Source organism: Brevibacillus sp. DP1.3A (assembly GCF_013284245.2).
Taxonomy (GTDB): Bacteria; Bacillota; Bacilli; order Brevibacillales; family Brevibacillaceae; genus Brevibacillus.
The window spans coordinates 925,878-947,371 of record NZ_CP085876.1 but is presented as its reverse complement, the minus strand read 5'-3'; the positions used below and the strand labels follow the sequence as shown (position 1 = coordinate 947,371).

General features: G+C 45.8%; 4 protein-coding genes. All 4 read right to left on the bottom strand.

The genetic code is table 11. The features are described 5' to 3' along the window. Positions 1 to 63: 63 nt before the first annotated feature. The gene (locus tag HP399_RS04200; RefSeq protein WP_173616909.1) at positions 64 to 963 is read right to left on the bottom strand and encodes a GHMP family kinase ATP-binding protein; all 900 of its coding nucleotides are present in this window, start codon (positions 961 to 963) and stop codon (positions 64 to 66) included. A gap of 75 nt (positions 964 to 1,038) precedes the next feature. Beyond that, positions 1,039 to 9,801: a non-ribosomal peptide synthetase gene (locus tag HP399_RS04195; RefSeq protein WP_173616910.1), complete on the bottom strand. Its 8,763-nt coding sequence runs from the start codon at positions 9,799 to 9,801 to the stop codon at positions 1,039 to 1,041. Between the two features lie 18 nt (positions 9,802 to 9,819). Beyond that, positions 9,820 to 11,847 (bottom strand): condensation domain-containing protein, encoded by a 2,028-nt coding sequence (locus tag HP399_RS04190; protein ID WP_173616911.1) that lies wholly within the window; start codon positions 11,845 to 11,847, stop codon positions 9,820 to 9,822. 79 nt (positions 11,848 to 11,926) lie between these two features. Then, entirely contained in the window at positions 11,927 to 21,493 is a 9,567-nt protein-coding gene (locus HP399_RS04185) for a non-ribosomal peptide synthetase (protein WP_173616912.1), read from the bottom strand. Position 21,494 lies beyond the last annotated feature (1 nt).

Below are 21,494 nucleotides of genomic sequence, written 5' to 3'. Positions count from 1 at the left end.
AATCAATTTTTGGGGGAAGATGACTTCCAAGTCTGCCAGAAGCCATCTCTTGGATCTGCTCCTCTACGTGTGGTACACATGCACTTCTTTATTCAATTCACTTAACCATCTGTACCCCAATTCCAGCTTTTGATAGAAGTCAGGTTCTTCTTTCAATAATAAAATACCGAGGCTGGTCCCACTGTGTGCAACAACAGTACCTAATCCTCCAATTTTCTCGTTGATCTCCATGACTTCCGGCAATAATTTTTTGGGCAGAATTTTTTGATTCAAGATCGCACTTCTGGACGACACGGCACCTATCGTGTGGACATCCCTTTCTCTGATCGCTTTCGTGATTTTTTGCAACAACAAGCTATACTCCAGCTTTTCTTCGTGGGTATAGGGCTTTGTTTGCTTATTGAACTCAACGGTATCAATGGTTCCTCCCTCATCAATACTTACAATGCATAATGCCGGCAGTTCCCCGATGTATTCTCGCAATCTGACTTCTTTATGGTAGTAAGAAACAGAACCCTCATACATAACGCCATCCGTCGGCTCAATACTCGACAAAAACCACTCTAGTAAGGAAGGCTCAATGTTTATATGGAAACAATCGCCAACCGCTCTGGAGGCAGCCACCAAATCTGCTGATGAGCTTGCCAAGCCTTTCCCAACCGGAAGTTCAGAGTTGATCTCTAAAATCCCACCTGGCGGCAATCCATAGTGCTGAATGATTTTTTCGACCAACCTTTTTGATTTTTGCTTGGAGTGTGGCACGATGACGATCTCCTGTAAGGTTGGAATCGAATAAAAAGTAGCGTAAGATGCATTTTTGATAGGCAAAGTCACCAGGAAATCCAGATTATTTTCCTCTAAAATCCCCTGCAGAAGTTCCCCAAAAGTACCGACAGATACACCGATTCCTACGTCATTCGTATTAGGAAAACGACTAATGGAACTAGTCTTTATCATGCTCATAGTGGCCCCCCGTTTACACGAATATGATTTGGTGCTGATTCCCCTATACAGCTTGACTACAGGGAAACACATGATTTACATGAGGATCGCTTCCGCAGGACGATAGCACTTCATGAAGTAATCAAAAAATTCAATTTTGTTGAATTGACTTTTATTTGTACTAACAAATACCCCCATTTGTTTTTCTGGCAGGAACCACATAAATGAGTTAAACCCGATGACCTCTCCTGCCTTCGCCAAAATATTCTCATGTACGTATTCTGGGTGGAATTTTACTGTAAATCCATACCCTGTATATGTTCCTTTTGGATGAGGGACTGATTTACTGGAGAACATTTTGTCTATCGAATCTGCTTCTAAAATGTTTTCTTTGCCATCAGCACCTCCACTTAAGAGAGCCAGCATGAATGTGGCGATATCGTGCCCCGTGGAGAGCATGCTGCCGTCTGGTGAAATAGCAGGGCTGAAATCGTACTTTTGCACGGCCTGATTTTCCAGATCATAGCCTGTGGCCATTTTCGCCTCTAATTCTGGTTGTAGTAGAAAACTGCTGTTTGTCATTTCGAGAGGCGCAAAGAAATGCTCACTTGCATAGCGATCAAAAGAAACTCCCGTAACTCTTTCCACAAGATAACCCGCCAGCATAAAGGCAAAATTCTCGTTCCCATATTGTTCGCCAGGTTTGTAAATAACGGTTGGCATATAGCGGTGAACATATTCTCGTAACGTTAGGGAGTCACGCCCGCCAAAATTATAGCTTTGATCATTTCCCGCGTCTGGCGAGTCAAACCCTGTTGTGTAGCTGAGTAAATGTTCTACCGTTAGTGGTCCTTCAACACTTCTCGGTATTTCAATATCGAGGTATTGCTGAACATCCTCGTTCCATCCAATCAGACCTTGCTCCACAAGCTTTATAATGGCAGCGACTGTTACGAGTTTGGAAATCGAACCTACCTTGACTATCGTTTCGTCTGCACTCATAGGCAATTTCTCTGATAGATTGGCGTAACCGTAAGCTTTCTTTACTTTCACTTGACCGTGTTGGACTACCACCGCAATTGCGCCAGGAATATCATTCATGGTAGAAGTGTCGAAAAATCCGTCTACCACTGCCTCGAAATCTACCCATTCTCCAGCGATTTCGTGGTCAGGATTGTTGTGCAATTTCATCATGCAGTGTTGGATGACTTCCCTTAGACTATCCTGGAGGCATGCAGTAAGTCGTTCGATGGTTTCCGTTTTATACTGTGCCTCGCTGTAAGCGACCATAAAGTGAAAGCTTCCATTCAACACCACGCACTCAATATCAATCTTGCATTCCCGGGACTGCTCCAGACTCATTGATTCTCCGCCTGAGAATGTGGACAATTGAATGTCGTCATCCTTTTCTTTTCGATCCATATCAAATTGTCCCAAATAATTAAAACTGACCTCAGGCTGTACATTCATGCTGGTGTTTGGCGATTTTGCAGACAAATATTTTAATACACCGTAGTGAATCCCTTTTTGCGGGATTTGTCGTACATCTTTTTTGATTTTAGGAATGATAGCTGACGGATTCATTTCGTTCCCGACGTCTACCATGACTGGATATTCACTCGTGAACCATCCCACTGTACGGTTAATGTTCAGATCTGGTAGAATCGATTCCCTGCCATGCCCTTCCATATTCAAGGTGACGCGATCGATATTTGCCCATTTTTTGAAGGCCATTCCAATAGCAGCCAACAGTAGTTCATCGATTTCCGTCTGATAGGCACGATTGGCTTGTTTTAGCAATTCCTCGGTTTGCTGCTGATCCATCGTGACCGTTTTCGTCCTGGTTGTTTTCCGAAGCGGTTTTTGCTCATCGTAATCCGTTGGCAACGATTCGGTGTCCCTCTCCTCGATGCGATTCCAATATTCACGCTCTTGCTCGAGCCTTTCGCTATTGGCATACTCGTTCAATTGTTGCGCCCATAATTGGAAGGAATCACTTTTTAAAGGCAAACGAATCTCTTCGTTACGGAGGAGCTGCCCATAAGCTGTTTTGAAATCGTCGATTAAAATGCGCCATGATACCCCGTCTACGACTAAATGGTGCACAGCTATAAGCAAGTGATCGCCATCCGAGCATTGGAATAACCCTACCCTCATTAATAGGCCATCAAAAATATTAAGCTTTGATTGTATTTCACTACATTTCAAGTCCATCGCTTGTTCGATCTCAGACCCATTCTTGGTTTGATAGTCCCAAATCTCCAGACGATACATGTCGCTAGTGTTGGCGCCTCGATTATATGCCTCATAGCCAGTCTTGGTTTGGCGGAAAATCATTCGCAGCGCATCATGGTGCTGTACGAGCTTATCGATGACTTTGCGAACCATCCCCTCGTCAAACCGCTCTTTGCGGTACAACACAAAAGATTGGTTATAGTGATGGAGATGCTGACTGTGTTCTTGCATCAACCAATGCTGTATCGGGGTCAGCGCTACAACGCCTTCAACATCCTTTTGGTCAATTTTCCTATTCATCGGTTTCAGTTTTGTACTTAGTTCTGTGATCGTTGGATATTTGAAAAGGTCCCGAATTTCCATCTTGTATCCTAAAGCTGCTAATTGCGAGGATACTTGGATGGATTTGATAGAATCGCCACCGAGCTCAAAGAAATGATCCATGATCCCAATCTTTTTCTCATGTAAAACGTCTTGCCACACAGCCACCAATATCTTCTCGGTGTCCGTTTTAGGCTCCACATATTCCATTTCACTCTGCAATACGATGTTGATATCCACTAGCGCTTTTCGATCGATCTTTCCATTCGGCGTTACTGGTATTTCATCTAGCTGAACAAAATGGGATGGGACCATAAATGCCGGTAACGACTTCCGCAACGACTCTCTCAATACGTTCGATTCCACAGCTTTTACAGCTACATAGAATGCAACTAGCCTTTTTTGACCGGATTCATCCGCTCTTGCGATAACGACCGCGTCGCGAATATCGCCCATTTTTCGTAATTCCGCTTCGATTTCTTCCAATTCGATTCGATTCCCACGTATTTTCACCTGATTATCCAATCGCCTTAAAAATTCAATATCTCCGCTGGGGAGCCATCGTGCCATATCTCCTGTCTTATACATGTTTTCGCCGATACAAAACGGATTGGGAACGAATTTTTCATTCGTCAAATCTGGCCGTTTGAAATATCCTTTTCCTACTCCCAAGCCTCCAATATACAGTTCTCCTGGGACACCCACAGGCTGTACATGAAGATTGGCGTCCAGAATATACATTTTCACCCCTGGCAAAGGCTTGCCAATCGGCAAAAATTTGTAATCTTGCTGGTCAACTTTTTCATAATAGGAGGAATCAACGGTAGCCTCCGTCACTCCATAGCTGTTTAAGATTCTCATTGTGCTTCCGTATCGATCGACAAGCTTGTGAAAGGCATGTAACGGGCATTGATCCGAGCCAAGAATCAATATTTTCAAGAAGTCTATGTTGAGCCCATTTTCATAGAGATAGTCCATGAAAGGAAGTACCAAGACGGGAGTCGATTCAAACAGATTAATTTCATGCTTTTCCATCAGGTGGTAAAGGCGCTCCAAATCCACTCTCACATCTTTTGGGCAAATAACCAGTTTCCCACCGTATAACAGACATCTCATATAATCACCAGTAAACACATCAAAAGAAAAACTTGCCCATTGCAAACTCCTGACGGGGAATTCATCCAGCTTGTACTCTTGTTTCCATGCCTGCGCAAGCGAATGAAGCTGTCGGTGTTCAATCATGACTCCCTTTGGCGTTCCCGTAGTGCCTGATGTGTAAATCACATAAGCAAGTTGATCAAACTGAACAGGTAACCCCAGATTCGTATTCTCCTGATGATAGGACTCAGCATCGTCAAGCATGATCATTTTTTTGTCAGCATTCACTTTATGGCGTACCGACTGATGCAGCAGCAAAACCTCTGCTCCCGAATGTTCCAGCATGTACCGTATACGCTCTTCCGGATAATCAGGGTCAATAGGGACGTAGGCTCCACCCGCTTTCACTATCGCCATTACGCCAACGATCATCTCTATGGACCGTTCTGCGATAATCCCCACCAATTGATTTGCACGGACGCCTTCAGCTACCAATGTCCGCGCCAGCTGATTCACCCGTTTATTCAGCTCCGAATAAGACAGTTCTTGCTCTTCAAAAGCGAGAGCAATTCGATCCGGGGTTCTCTCCGCTTGCTCCTCAAATAGCTCAATGATCGTTTTATGCTCATCCCCATTGGTAAAAGAAACTTCCTTATAGGCCGAGATCATTGCCTGTTTTTCTTCCACTGACAACAATTCGATATGCTTGAAATGAATATCGGGTTGATTGGCTACCTGTTCGATGATGTTGCCCAAGTATCTGAGCATCCGTTGAACCGTTTCTGGTTTAAATAAATCCGCGCGATATTCGACAGTCAAACCCGCTCCATTTTCTAAATCCATGCATACGAGCGATAAATCGAAATTCGTCATGGAATTATAGGATTCAACAGCTGTCATTTCCAAGCCGTTTATTTTATTTTCCTCTTCCGTTTTTTCGATATATTGGAACATAAAAGAAAAAATAGGATTGCGGCTAACATCTCTTTCCGGATTAATTTTTTCGACCAATTTATCGAATGGATACTCATGATGCATGTAAGACTCCAGGGCTTGCTGGCGCCAATCGTGCAACGCCTCGATGAAGGTATGCTCCTGATTGACTTCCAGTCGCAAAGGAAGTGTGTTAATGAAAAATCCAATGACCTGTTCAATATCCATGTGATTCCGGCCAGCCTCCGGAGTACCGATGATGATATCCTGTTGATTGGTCAGCTTGGACAGCCAAATGCCTATCGTTGATAAAATCACCATAAACATGGATGCATCATGTTGCTGCGCAATCTCTCTCATCCGGTTAAACGTTTTGTCCGGAATCTGATAAAATTCCATTGCCGAAAAATACGTTTGTACAGGCTGGCGCTGAAAATCTGTCGGCAAGTCCAATACGGGAATCTCTTTTTCGAATGTCTTCAGCCAATACGCTTCTGATTCTCCAAGCTCTCCATGATGAATCGAATGGTTTTGCCAGACTGCGTAATCCTTATACTGGATGCTCAATTCTGGCAATTCGGGCTCTATCCCTTGATGCAAGGATTCGTAGATGGTGCCCAAATCCTTCATCAATATCCCCCATGACCATTGATCACTGATCATGTGATGCATGTTCATTAACAATACGTATTTTTCTTCCGCAGCCTTGCATACCTTCACACGAAACAATGTATCCCTGTCAAAATCAAAGCTAGTTTCCGTTTCTTTTTGGATAATCAGATCAATTGCTTCTTGCTTCGATGCTTCGGACTCCTTGGAAAGATCGACAAATGCATAGGTGAAGTCAGTGCTCGGCAGTACCTGTTGAACGGGGAGTCCGTCTCTTAACAAGAATTTTGTTCGCAACACTTCATGTCTTTTCACCAGCAAGCCGAATGCCTGATACAAAATACGTTCCTTCAATGATCCCGTGATATGGTAGATCGTCGGCATATTATAAGCCGTGTTCTCAGGCTCTAGCTGCTGAATGAAAAATAGTCTCCTCTGCGCATGTGAAACCGGGTAATACGCTTGCTCTTCTGCCTTTGGAATCGTTGATCGATCATGTTGGGTATGGAGCTCTCCTGTGGATACCGCTTCCTCGGTATGAAACAGGGAGGATAATTCCCGAATGGTTCGATGCTCGAATAAGTCCTTGATGGTAACTTCTATGCCCATCTCTCTTTTCATGCGCAAGCGGACCTGAATGGTTTTCATGGAGTGCCCGCCAAGCTGGAAAAAGTCATCGTCGATCCCAATGTCCTCTATGTTTAGCACGGTACGCCAGATAGCTGCCAAGCTTCGTTCCAGATCATTGCGCGGAGCAACGAATGCTTCCGGCTTCTTTTGAATCACTTCTGTCTCTGGCAATGCTTTTTTGTCTATTTTTCCGTTGCGATTCAGTGGCATCGCATCCAGAATAACGATTCGTTCCGGAATCATATACTCCGGCAAGATCGTTCTGAGATAGGCTTGCAGCTCAGGTTCACTCTGCTGTTCATGCATGACCACATAGCAAACCATTCGGTTCTGCCCATTTTCATCCTCTCGCGCAATCGCTACACACTGTCTCACCAGCGTGTGACGTAAAAGAGCATTTTCTATCTCACCGAGCTCTATGCGATATCCGCGTACTTTTACCTGAAAATCAGCACGCGTAACAAATACGAGTCTCCCATTTGACAAATAGCGTCCCAAATCGCCTGTCTTATACAGCCGTTCTTTTCTATCCTGCAAAAGTGGATTTTCTGAATAGGCTAGCTCCGTGCGTTCAGCATCATGGAGATACCCCCGCCCTACGCCAGTGCCAGAAATGTAGATTTCCCCGACACAACCAACCGGAACGGGACGCATCCATTTGTCCAGCACATAGTGCTTCATATTGGCGATCGAGCTTCCCAAGGCCACATAAGGATAATCATCATGCACATACGAACGATCGATGATTTCATGCATCGTATCATCTGAGCACTCTGTAGCTCCATACGTGTTCACTACAATCACATCGGGATACAGGTCTTGCCACTTTTTGCACAGTGTTACTGGCAATCCCTCTCCGGTAGAAATCATGTATTGCAATTGAGGCAACGCATGCTGTTCAGGTGGAAGAGTCAGTGCAGCATTGTGCAATGCTTCTATCATCGCTGGTACCATCTGAATCACGGTGACACCGTCTCGATTCAAGGCTTGGAGCAATGCATCCGGATCAGTAGCTGTCTCGTTGTCGTAAATCACAAGCTTTCCCCCTGCCATCAAGGGAGCCAGGAATTGCCACACCGATATATCAAAGCAATGGGAAGCATTCTGCGCTACGACGCTGTCTTTATTCAGTCCAAGGACATCCATTTTGGCGTAAAGATGATTCAGCATGCCGCTATGCTCGATCATTGCCCCTTTTGGCATACCAGTGGAGCCTGAGGTAAAAAAGACGTTTGCCAAATCATCATGTGCTTGGATGATCTCTGGATTCGTTGTATCCGACGCTTGCAAAGAAGAGATATCCGGGCTTGACCCGTCCCCTTCATTCAGGCAAAACACGACTGGCTTGTGGTCCAAGTTGTCTGCCAAGGTCATGCTGCGCGCTTGGAAACGCGCCTCGGTCAGTAAGACCTTCGCCTTGCTGTTATCCAGAATCGTAAGGAGTCGTTGCTCGGGATGCGCTGTATCAAGCGGGACATAGGCCCCTCCTGCTTTCAGTACAGCCAGAATGCCAATCAGCATGTCGATGCTTCTCTCTGCAAATAGGCAAGCAAGATCATTTCGGCCAAATCCTTGTCTTCGGAGCCAATGCGCCAATCGGTTCGAATCCTCATTCAATTCCCGGTAGGTGATGGATTGCTTCCGGTCGATAGCAGCAACAGCGTCAGGATTGCGCTTGACCTGCTCTTCTATGATTTGCTGCGCAAATTGCTCCATGCTACGATTCGACTTCGCAAAATTACCCATCACCCTTGTCATGACCTCTTGTTCTTCATCCGTCACGATGTTCAGATCGCTGATGCGCCTGTCTGCCTCTGAGCAAATCTGCTCGAGCATATGGATGTAATGGGATTGCAGCCGTTCCAGATCGCTCTTGGAGGACGCATTCTCATGGAACAATTGAATCTTCATGAGCTGCCCGACCGTTACGACTATCTCCACTATTTGGAGGCCGCCGCGATAAAGCATGGCAGATTCCTGGTGATCTTCTGCGCCATTCCGTATCGTCAGTGTCGTTCCAAATATAGGATCAGCTTCTCGGACACCTGCATAGTTACGGACCATATCTAGTGTGGCCATTTCATGTTGCCGCAGTTGTTCCCAGCTTTCCTGAACTTCCTTTACGACATCACGCACTTTTTGATTCTCATGCACTGTCAGGAAGACAGGTAAGCTGTGAGCCAATGGCCCAATAATGGTATTCGCCTCTTTCCATGTTTCGGGTCTGCCAGAGACGGTAACACCAACAACCAGCTTGTCCTCGCCACTGTACATATTCTCCAAGAGGAGCCAAGCAGCCTGAAAGATTGCCTCTATGGATACCCGCTGCTCGAATACCATGCTTCCGATGGACGTGGTTAATGCTTCGGAAAGAACAGCGTTGCAACTGATCGGATGACTTACTTCCTTCTGTGCCCCTTGTACCGGATAAAACACAGTCTCGCTTTCATAGCCTTGGAATTGATCTGTCCAAAAGCTTTTGACTCTGGAGCCATCTTGGCTTGACTCCCAAGCAACGTACTCTTTGAATGAGGCCCGCTGGTCAACAGATGGCTGCGTACCCCGTACCCGTTTCAACCATTCCGCTACAAGAAGCTCGCGACTGGCATCGTCCATACATAATGCATGATGGGTCCAGATGAGGACGGATTGATTGGCGTCCATCTGCAAAATCGATACCCGGACTAACGGCCCCTCCTCATACGGAATGGGCTCCTGATGGGATGTAAGCGTAGAGAGATACACTTGCTCTTGCTGTTCAGGAGATAATTCCCGTACATCGTGCCAGTCAATGGGAATGGGGAGCTCCTTCAACACGACTTGTACATGTTTATTTTTGAGCTGGCGGAAAACCGTTCGCATCACTGGCGTCTGGCTGACTAATTCCTTCCACGTTTCTTCAACGCTTTCCAGTTCGAGACGGTGCTCGATGAGATAGCGCATGGTTGTCATCTTGTCAGGGCGTAATAATTGCTTTTGCACCATGGAAAGCTCTATGACTTCTAGTACATTCTCTTTTGTTAAATGCTTCAAGCCAGTGCACCCCTTTCGCTACAGAAATAATTGTTCAAAATCATCACTGGTTAGGAATTGGCTGTTTAGATGACTGACAATCTCGCGGATTCTTCGATGCGGCTCGGCTGTCACATTTTCCAACAAGTATTCATAGTGGGTGCAGATCCGTTGCACAGTCTCCCTCTTGAATACATTCGCACGATAGGTAATGGTGCCATTTATGTGGTCGTTAGATTCATGGATGCGGAATTGAAAATCAATCGTGGAGGGAAATTCGTTCTCATTCATTTCAAATAAGAGTTGAGGCTCGTGAGGTTTAGGAAAGGACACTTGATGATAATGGGCTTCTTTTAACTTGCTTTGGACTTGCAAAACCAAATCGCCAAGTAGTGGATTGCCTGACAGATCAGCTCGTAAAAGCAAGGCGCTTGGGACATCCTCGCTCTCGTCCCACCCCGCACGAAATGCCAAAGCCAAATCCTCCTTCTCGGTTTCTGCATACAAAAGTACGAGAAATGCGGTCACGAATATCGCATAGGAAGAGGTATCCCAAACTTCAACTAGTTGAGATATCCCCTTCTCCTGCAAGCATGCCCATTCAAACGTCTCTTGCTCGAACTTTATTGAGTCGGTAGAGAGCGGAATGTCGTCCTCCGGCAATATCTTGAGGGAAGGCAAATTGGTAAGACTTTTCATCCAATCGTTGGGCTGACCTGCATATACAGGGATGCTTTCGCGATCATTTTTCAAAAGATAAAGACTGGTGCGTTCAAAGTCGGCAACCCATTTGGCAATGGTTTCTTCATCCAAAATATCCGAATTGTATTCGAAGCCTGCCAATATATCATGATGGTTGTCCTTTTCAACGACCAAACATAAATCATACTGGGATACATCTTTGCCAATCGGATAGATGCTTACGGTAAGACCATTGCTATCAAAAGTATTTTGCGCATTGCCCAGCATAATGGCTGCGTCTTGCTTAATCGCTTTTTGATGGACGAAAGCCGTTGAAAAAAAGGAAGCATATTTTTTATCGCGCTCATATTGCAATTCAGCTGTAATCAAAGAGATTGGATAGTTTTGATACTGTGAACATAAAGACAATTCTTCATGAATCTGCTTGGCTAACTCACGTAGCGAGCTGTTTTTTGGAATTTTGATTCGCAGGGGAAGCATCACCATACACGGTCCCATGATCGTATGAAACTCTCTTTTTGGCCTGCCGTATCTCGGTACGCCAACAATGACGTCGTCTTGCCCAGCTATCCGATAAAGCAAAGCACTAAAAAGGGATAAATAAATGACATCCGTAGGATATTTGTTATGTTTGTGATAAGCAATCAACTCATCCCGGAGCTCGCGGGTAAACGTAAAGAATGATATCCCTCCTTTAAACGAAGGGGTACTCGGACGTTTTTTATCTGCCGGTACTTCTAACCTCTCAAGATTTCCGCCCAATTTCTTTTTCCAAAACACTCTCGCAGCTTCGCCTTCTTGGCTGGCTATGTACTTCTGTTCCCACTCCACAAAGTCCGCGTATTGGTGTATTTGAGGTTGCAACTCCTGATCATTGCCCGTTATCAGTAGTTGGTAGATCATCGTAAATTCATCGAGCGTGAGCGAGACACTCCACCCATCAAAGCAGATATGATGATACTTGAAACTTAAAATACTGCCGCTTTCTTTATCATCCAGCAATCTGCAACTGAATAACGGCCCCTCTTCCAGCGTAAAAGGCTTGTTGAACTCCTCATTGAAATATTCTCTAATCATCGTATCGTCCCAGGTAGCGGAAGACACATGTTCAAAATCCACTACGGGCTCGCTATATACTTTTTGGATGGGCTCGTCTTCCAAAACAAAAATGGAACGATAGATTTCGTGGCGTTTCACGATCTCGTAAAGAACACGGAGCGTAACCGATACATCCAATCTACTTTCGAATCGGAACAGATACTGCTCCTGATAATATGGACTCATTGGATAGACCAAATCGTGTAAATAGTAATCTTTTTGAGCTTCAGACAGAGGGATGGTTTTGATAAAAGTTTTATCCATCATTCGTAGTCACCCCGATACGCAACTGCGTAATGGTTGGGCATGCGGCTCTCACCAGCATGCCCCAACAGCCATAAACTAGTTAGCTGAACAGTTCATTGAAATCATATTCTTCCACCAAGTTTATTTGAGACAAGCGCTGCATTGGATTGTCAATCATTTGGCAGATGACATGCTTTAGCTGATCCAGTAACGTATCCATGGTATTCTCGCTGAATGCTTCCGTGTTGTAATGTGCCGTTAACGTCAGTTGGTCATGACGCGTGGACAAAAATAACATCATATCCAACTGATCATCTTGAACGAAGTGACTTCCTTCATATGCTTTGATAATCGTTTCGTCCAGAAAACGACGTAACGGACATTCCGTAAAGGTAATTACAGCTGATTCCGGCTGATTGTTCGATACGTGTTGTCCAATAAAAACAATGGAATACAAACTCTTCTTATCGCCTGTGGTAGCTAGTTGATCCTCTACGACCAAATTGTACGGATACTCTTGATTCTCGTACGCACCATATGCGGTTTCTCTTGTTCTGTTCAACATTTCCAATACAGTCGGATTGCCTGACAAATCTGTACGCATGGCGACCGGATTGATTAGCGGACCAATAATTCCTTCAAGGTCCGTCTGTGTACGACCAGATAAAGTCGATCCGACAGTAATGATGGTTTGATCTGTGAGGAGTGACAGCCAAATGTTGATCGCCGCAAGCAAGCTCGTATAGACAGTACCACCAGCCATTCGAGTCAATTCTAAAAGCGATTGTCCCGTCACTTGCTCGATTGGGAGCGATGCTACGTTTGAAATTCGATTGCCGTGAGTGAACGAATGTGTCTCTCGCGGTATGAACGGTGCCTCTACATTTTGTTGCAGCTGTTTTAACCAATAGTCCCGTTGGCGGTTCAGTTCTCCATTTTGCAATCGTGCTTGCTGCCACAAGGTGTAATCCATATAATCCAATGGTTTGGAAAACTCCTGTTGCACATCACTCTTTACTTGTTGATAAATGCCCCTCAGATCATTCATAAACACATCTAAGGACCAGCCATCAAATCCAATATGATGAGCACTCAAGATGAGGAAATGCTTCGTTGGTGTGACTCGGTACAAAGTCATCCGGAAGAAAGACTCTCGCGAAAAATCAAATGGCTTGTACAGAGCAGCTTGTAAATCCATTTTGATGCGCTGCTCGCCTTCCGTCACAGATAAGGAAGACAAATCTATAAACGCATTTTCCACCTCAAGGTCGTCATGCACTTTTTGATACAATTGCCCTTCGTTTTCTATAATCGTCGTGCGCATGATTCTGTGACGTTCAAACATGAGGCCCATAGACCTGTACATAGAATGACTGTCAACGGGACCAGCTACTTCAAAGAGGTAAACTCCTCCTACTGCTTCTTGGTCACTGAATTTTGCATGGAACCATTGTCTTCTTTGCCCGTGCGATACTTCGAATAAGGAGACATCTGTCTGATTTTCTACTCGCGATACTTCATGAATGCGGGTACTCGTTTCACTACCTTGCTTGATCTCAGATATACGAGCGGCAATCGCTTCAATGGTTGGAAACTCAAATATCGTGCGCAAAGGTATGTCCATCCCAAAAACGGTTCGCATGCGGGAAATGACTTGCGTAGCCAATAAGGAATGTCCACCCCTATCAAAGAATGAGTCCTTGATCGAAATCTGATCCACCTGCACTATATCGCACCAGATGGAGTGTATAAGCTCCTCAGGTATCGTGCGCGGCTCGATGATCGAGAAATCGCTTGGTTTCACATATGGTAATTCCAGTCTATTTCGGTCAATTTTTCCACTCGTAGTTTTAGGAATGCTGTCCAACTTCATGAAATAAGTTGGAATCATATAAGCAGGCAAATGCTCCTTCAGGAATGCCCGCCATTCGTTTACATCCCCGTCCCCTACGATATAAGCAGCCAATTCGGTAGCTGACCTGTCGTTTTTAACAGAAATAACGGCTACTTCACGAACAGACGGATGCCTACTTAATGTGGATTCAATATCACCCAATTCCACCCGCATGCCCCTAATCTTGATTTGATTATCTTGTCTGCCTACGAATTTAATGTTGCCCGAAGGCAGGAAGTACCCCTTGTCTCCCGTTCGATATATTCTTTCTCCTGGTACAAACGGATTCTCCATAAATACTTCTTGGGTTTTCTCGCTATTATGCAGATAGCCTCTGGCCAATCCAAGGCCCCCGATATAAAGGTCGCCAATGACGCCAATTGGGACAGCCTTCCTATTTTGGTCAAGAACATAGACTCTGTTGTTATCAATCGGCTTGCCTACACTCACACAATCCTTTTCCAGCACGTCCATTGGCGAGCATGTGTAAATGGTGGAGTCGATCGATACTTCTGTGGCCCCCCACGTATTATGGAGTTTGGCATTTAGCTTTTTAAAGAACTTGCCTACTGTTTCGGGTAATAACGCCTCACCACTGGAGATGACATTTTTTAATTTGTGCAATTTGGGTGCGTCCTCTGAAGTAAGGGTGTCCACAAACATATTGAGCATGCTCGGTACAAATTGAATGCACGCCACCTGATAGTGAATGGCAGCCTGGATAATCGCCTCAGGGTCCCGATGCAGCCATGGTTCCAAGAGTGATATCCGTCCCCCTACAGACAATGGCCAAAAAAACTCAACAGCTGCATCATCAAATGTTAAGGTAGTTTTTTGCAGAACTGACTCGCCCTGCTCCAAGCCATGTTGTCGCTGCATCCATAGCATGCGATTTACCCAACCATAATGGTGGTTTTCAACGCCTTTCGGATTTCCCGTCGATCCTGACGTGTAATAAATCGAGACCAAATCTGTCGGTTTTACGGTTTGCTCCGGCAATCCCTCCGGCATGCTCGCTATTTTTTCCCTTTCCGCTTGGGAATCTATACATCTAACATGAGTGGCTTGTCCAAACAGGTTCATGAACTCCGGCTCAGATATACAAATGTTGGTTTTGGAGCTTTCCAACAGTTTCGCCATCCTTGCTTGCGGCATTTCAGTATCCAAGGGGAGAAATGCTCCGCCAGCCTTTACGATGCCGAGAATCGATATGACAAGCTCTATGGAGCGATTCATACATATCCCGACAGGCGTATTGGGTCCAACCCCCAGCATAATCAGGTAGTGCGCCAACTGGTTAGAACGTCTATCCAGTTCTTGATAGGTCATTTTTTCACTACCATATTCAGCTGCTATGAGTTCTGGTGTCTTTTTTGCTTGTTCGATGAACAAATCATGCAGGCATGTATTCTCCGGAATGGCGACTGCTGTATCATTCCACTCCACGAGGATTTTGTGACGTTCTTTCTCGCTCAACAATTCTAACAAGGCCATCGGCACGTCCGGTGCGTTCACCAGCTCTTGCAACCAATTCGCGAAGTGGTCTGTCATTTTTTCAATCGTGGATGGATCAAATAGATCCGTGTTGTAGATCATGTTCATTACGAGACCGTCCTCAGACTCACCCATGGATAACTGAAGATCAAATTTCGCCACATTGATCTGAACCGGCATTTTTTCTAATTGCCCACTGGACGATTGATAGACTTCCGCTTTCATTTCTGCCCATGTGAACACCGTCTGAAATACCGGGGAGTAGCTCGTATTGCGTTCCAGTTGCAGCATTTCTACGATTTTTCCAAACGGGACATCCTGGTACTCCTGTGCCTGTAGAGCTTTTTCTTTTACTTGGGCAAGCAATTGCTTGAACGTTGGATTGTCTTGGAGGTTCGCCCGGTAGACGAGCGTATTTACGAAAAAGCCAATCAATCCTTCGATTTCCTTTACGTTTCGATTCGCTATGGGGCTGCCCACCAAAATATCGGTCTGTCCGGTATATCTGGATAAAAAGCCTTGGTAAGCGGCCAGCAGAGTCATAAATAAGGTCGTATTCTCTTGCCGACTGAGTGCTTTCAGCTTCTCAAGCAGTTCAGTTGCCAGCACCATCTTATGCATATTTCCGGCATAGGTTTGAATGCTTGGTCTTGGTCGATCGATTGGTAATTGCAAGACAGGAAGCTCCCCGGACAACTCGGCTTTCCAATAGTCCAGTTGTTGGCCCATCACTTCATCCGTCAGCCATTCGCGCTGCCATACCGAGAAATCAGCGTATTGAATCGGCAATTCTGCCAGCTCCGCACGTGCCCCGCTCTCTACTTCCTCGTAAAAGGCCAACCATTCTTCCGATAAGATATCCTCTGACCAGCCATCCGTAATGACATGATGTATGGTGCACAGCAAAAGGAACTGATCCGCCTCGACAACGATTAATTTGGCTTGAATCAAAGGTCCTCGCTGTAGATCAAACCTTTTGTCTGCTTCCTGCATGATAGTATCGTGGATTTGCTCTTCTTTTTCGGCGGCAGATCGATCGCGTAGATCAATCACTGGCAATATTCGATACACATGGGGTTCAATGACCTGGAAAGGTTGACCCCCTTCATTCAGAAACACAGTGCGCAAGATGTCATGGCGTTGAAGGAGCGCATTCCATCCCGTTTCCAGCGCCTGCACATTCCACTGCCCTGTTAAGCGCCACATGTGAGGAACGTTGTACGCCGTACTCTCTGGCTCCAATTGATGTAAAAACCATAGACGCTGCTGGGCATGCGATAACGGCAGCTTTTCTAGATGCGAGGCCTTCGCAATAGCTGGTGTCCGTTCTCTTTTTCCATCCCGGCCCAGCTCCATGATTTTGGCATCTAGGCTTGCGATCGTCGGGCATTCAAACAGGATGCGCAACGGGATAGACAATTGGAAGGCTTCCTGCAAGCGGGAAATGACCTGCGTCGCAAGCAACGAGTGTCCGCCCAAATCGAAAAAGGAATCGTGGATACTCAATCGTTCCGTTTCCGTTTTTAAAACTTCCCTCCAAATCGATGCGATCCTATTCTCTGTATCCGTGCGTGGTGCGACAAATTCATCCTTCATCGTGCGCATTTCTGGTAGCGGCAATGCTTGACGGTCCACCTTCCCGTTAGCTGTCAGTGGGAAAACGTCCATTTTCACAAAATAGGAAGGGACCATGAAAGACGGCAATTGTTCACTCGCATACCGTCTCCATTCATCGACATCCCCGTCTCCCGCGATATAAGCAATCAGACGTTTATCATCCGCTCCATATTCATGTACAAGGACGACGGCGTCTCTTACGCTCTCATGCTGGCTGAGGACAGCTACAATCTCACCGAGCTCGATTCGGTTCCCTCTTATTTTTACTTGATTATCTTTTCGCCCGATAAATTCGATTCCTCGCCCCGACACATATTTCACCAGATCGCCCGTCCTGTATAATCTCGCTTCAGGGTCTGAATGAAACGGGTGCGGAATAAATTTCTCTTGGTTCATCTCCGGTCGGTTCCAATATCCGAAAGCTAGTCCCTTGCCTCCCACGAACAATTCCCCCACGAGACCGTCAGGAACTACCTTTAACATTTCGCTTAAGATATACACCTCTGTATCATCGATCGGTCGACCGATCGGAATGGTGTGCTGGATTGCGCTCTTATTTTTTATAGGATAATAGCAAGTAAATGTCGTGTTTTCTGTCGGGCCATACCCGTTAATCACCAATGTATCTGGCAACATATCCAAGGCACGTTGCGCATGCTTGGCGGACACAATGTCGCCGCCAGCTAACAATTGACGCACCCCTTTTAAATCTTCAATCCGGTAATCGATCATTTGATGAAAAACGCCTGCGGTTAGCCATAACGTACTAATTTTTTCGTCACGTAACACCTGTCCCAACTCTTCAAGAGACAGACCATGAAATGGATAAATCACCAATTTCGCGCCATTTAGCAAGCTCCCCCATATTTCAAAGGTCGCCGCATCAAATGAAATTGACGCGAGTTGCAGCATGGTTTCATCCGGTGTGAGTGATACATATGAGGCGTGCTTCGTAAGTCGGATTACCCCTCGATGAGGAATGAGTACCCCTTTCGGATTTCCTGTCGAACCGGACGTATACATCAAATAGGCTAGGCTTTCCGAAGTCGTACTCTCGCCTAGATTTGCATCTGATTCCTTGTTGATCTCGCTAGCGTCCAGATCAGGACAAACGATTTTCAATCCGTCCGGCAGTCTGGACACCAAGCTTTCTTGTGTCAGTACAGTCGTAATGCTTGCATCTTGCAGCATATAAAGCAATCGTTGCTCAGGGTAGGCAGGGTCAAGCGGAACATAGGCACCGCCTGCCTTTAAAATTGCGACCATACTGATGATCATTTCAAACGAGCGATCCATGTACAAGCCTACTCTGCTATCTGCTCCAACCCCGCACGCTTTTAAATAATGCGCCAATTGATTTGCTCTGCTATTAAGCTCTCTATAGGACAGGCTAGTGCCTTTGTATACTAAAGCAGTGGCGTCAGGATGAAGCTCCACTTGTTCTTCAAATAATGTGGCGATGGAATCTTGCTTGGAGACTGTAGCCCCCTCATTTTTTCCAAAGTCACTACCAGTGTGATTCCATTCGAGTAAGAGTTTGTGACGTTCTTCCTCGGTCAACAATTCCAGCAAAGCAATCGGTATATCCGGTGCGTTTACAAGTTCTTGTAACCAATGCGCGAAGCGGTCTGTCATTTTTTCAATGGTGGATGGATCAAATAAATCCGTGTTGTAGATCATGTTCAACACGAGACCGTCTTCAGACTCACCCGTGGATAACTGAAGATCAAATTTTGCCACATTGATCTGAACTGGCATTTTCTCTAATTGTCCACTGGACGTGCGATAGACATCCGCTTCCATTTCAGCCCATGTGAACACCGTCTGAAATACCGGGGAGTAGCTCGTATTGCGTTCCACTTGCAACATCTCGACGATTTTTTCAAACGGAACATCTTGGTACTCCTGTGCCTGAAGAGCTTTTTCTTTTACTTGGGCAAGCAATTGCTTGAACGTTGGGTTATCTTGAAGATTCGCCCGATAGACGAGCGTATTGACGAAAAAGCCAATCAAACCTTCGATTTCCTTTACATTACGGTTCGCTATGGGGCTGCCTACTAAAATATCGTTTTGTCCGGTATATCTGGATAAAAAGCCTTGGTAAGCAGCCAGCAGAGTCATAAATAAGGTGGTATTCTCTTGTCGGCTGAACGCTTTCAGCTTCTCAAGCAATTCGGATGCCAGTACAATTTTATGCATACTTCCGGCATAGGTTTGAATGCTTGGTCTTGGTCGATCGATCGGCAATTGCAAGACAGGAAGCTCTCCGGACAACTCCGCTTTCCAATAATCGAGTTGTTGGCCCATCACCTCATCCGTCAGCCATTCGCGCTGCCATACGGCGAAATCAGCGTATTGAATCGGCAAATCTGGCAGCTCCGCACGAGTTCCACTCTCTACTTCCTCGTAAAAGGACAGCCATTCTTCCAATAAGATATCTTCAGACCAGCCATCCGTAATGACGTGATGCATCGTGCACAGCAAAAGGAACTGATCATCTTCAACGACGATGAATTTGACTTGAATCAAAGGTCCTCGCTGTAGATCAAACCTTTTGTCTGCTTCCTGTTCGATATAGTCGTGGATTTGCTCTTCTTTTTCGGCAGCAGGTCGATCGCGTAGATCGATCACTGGTAACGTTTGATACACATAGGGTTCAATGACCTGGAAAGGTTGACCCCCTTCATTCGAAAACACAGTGCGCAAGATGTCATGGCGTTGAAGGAGTGCATTCCAGCCCGTTTCCAGTGCACGCACATTCCACTGCCCTGTTAAACGCCACATGTGAGGAACGTTATAGGCCGTACTCTCCGGTTCCAGTTGATGTAAAAACCATAGACGCTGCTGAGCATGCGATAACGGCAGCTTATCTCGATGAGAGACTCTCGCAATAGCTGGTGTCCGTTCTCTTTTTCCATCCCGGCCCAGCTCCATGATTTTGACATCTAGGCTTGCGATCGTCGGGCATTCAAACAGGATGCGCAACGGGATAGACAGATGAAAGGCATCCTGCAAGCGGGATATGACCTGCGTCGCAAGCAGCGAGTGTCCGCCCAAATCGAAGAAGGAGTCATGGATGCTAAGACGCTCCACCTTTAAAATTTCATGCCAAATCTCTGCGATCCGATTCTCTGTATCCGTACGTGGTGCGACAAATTCATCCTTCATCGTGCGCATTTCTGGCAGCGGCAATGCTTGACGGTCTACCTTCCCGTTCGCTGTGAGCGGGAAAACGTCCATTTTCACAAAATAGGAAGGGACCATGAAAGGCGGCAATTGTTCACTCGCATACTGTTTCCATTCATCGACATCTCCGTCTCCCGCGATATAAGCGATCAGGCGTTTATCATCGGCTCCATATTCATGTACAAGGACGATGGCTTCTCTTACACTCTCATGCTGGTTGAGAATAGCTACGATCTCACCGAGCTCGATCCGGTTCCCTCTTATTTTCACTTGATTATCTTTTCGCCCGATAAATTCGATTCCTCGCCCCGGCACAAATTTCACCAAATCGCCTGTTCTGTACAATCTCGCTTCAGAGTCTGTCTGAAAGGGATGCGGAATAAATTTCTCTTGATTCAACTCCGGTCGATTCCAGTATCCGAAAGCTAGTCCCTTTCCCCCCACATATAATTCGCCCACAAGACCAACAGGAACGAGCTTTTGCTTATCGTTAAGGATAAAGACCTCCGTATCATTGATGGGTCGACCGATCGGAACAGAATGTTGAATCTCGCTCTTCTGTTTTATGTGATAAAAGCAAGTAAATGTCGTGTTTTCTGTCGGGCCATACCCATTAATCACCAGTGTATCTGGTAACATGTCTAAGGCGCGTTGCGCATGCTTGGCGGACACAATGTCGCCGCCCGTCAACAATTGACGCACTCCTCTTAAGTCTTCGATCCGGTAATCAATCATTTGATGAAAGACGCCTGCGGTTAGCCATAACGTACTGATTTCTTCTTCAAGCAGCACTTGACCCAGTTCGTCTAGAGACAGACCGTGAAATGGATAAATCACCAATTTCGCGCCATTTAGCAAGCTCCCCCATATTTCGAAGGTCGCCGCATCAAATGAGATTGAAGCGAGTTGCAGCATGGTTTCATCCGGTGTGAGTGATACATATGAGGCGTGCTTCGTAAGTCGAATCACCCCTCGTTGAGGGATAAGTACCCCTTTGGGATTTCCTGTCGAACCGGACGTATACATCAAATAGGCTAGGCTTTCCGAAGTCGTACTCTCGCCTAGATTTGCATCTGATTCCTTGTTGATCTTGCTAGCGTCTAGATCGGGACAAACGATTTTCAATCCGTCCGGCAGTCTGGGCACCAAGCTTTCTTGTGTCAGCACAATCGAAATGCTTGCATCTTGCAGCATATAGAGCAATCGTTGCTCAGGGTAGGCAGGGTCAAGCGGGACATAGGCCCCGCCTGCCTTTAAAATAGCGACCATACTGATGATCATTTCAAACGAGCGATCCATGTACAAGCCAACTCGACTCTCTGCTCCAACCCCGCACGATTTTAAATAATGCGCCAATCGATTCGCTCTGCTGTTAAGCTCCTTGTAGGTAAGGCTTGCATCTTTGTATACCAATGCAATGGCATCAGGATGAAGTTCCACTTGTTCTTCAAATAATGCGGTAATGGAATCTTGCATA

Bases quoted from the DNA above. Each gene is read 5' to 3' on its own strand.
- HP399_RS04200 (WP_173616909.1), bottom strand. From the start codon at position 963: ATGAGCATGATAAAGACTAGTTCCATTAGTCGTTTTCCTAATACGAAT.
- HP399_RS04190 (WP_173616911.1), bottom strand. From the start codon at position 11,847: ATGATGGATAAAACTTTTATCAAAACCATCCCTCTGTCTGAAGCTCAA.
- HP399_RS04185 (WP_173616912.1), bottom strand. From the start codon at position 21,493: ATGCAAGATTCCATTACCGCATTATTTGAAGAACAAGTGGAACTTCAT.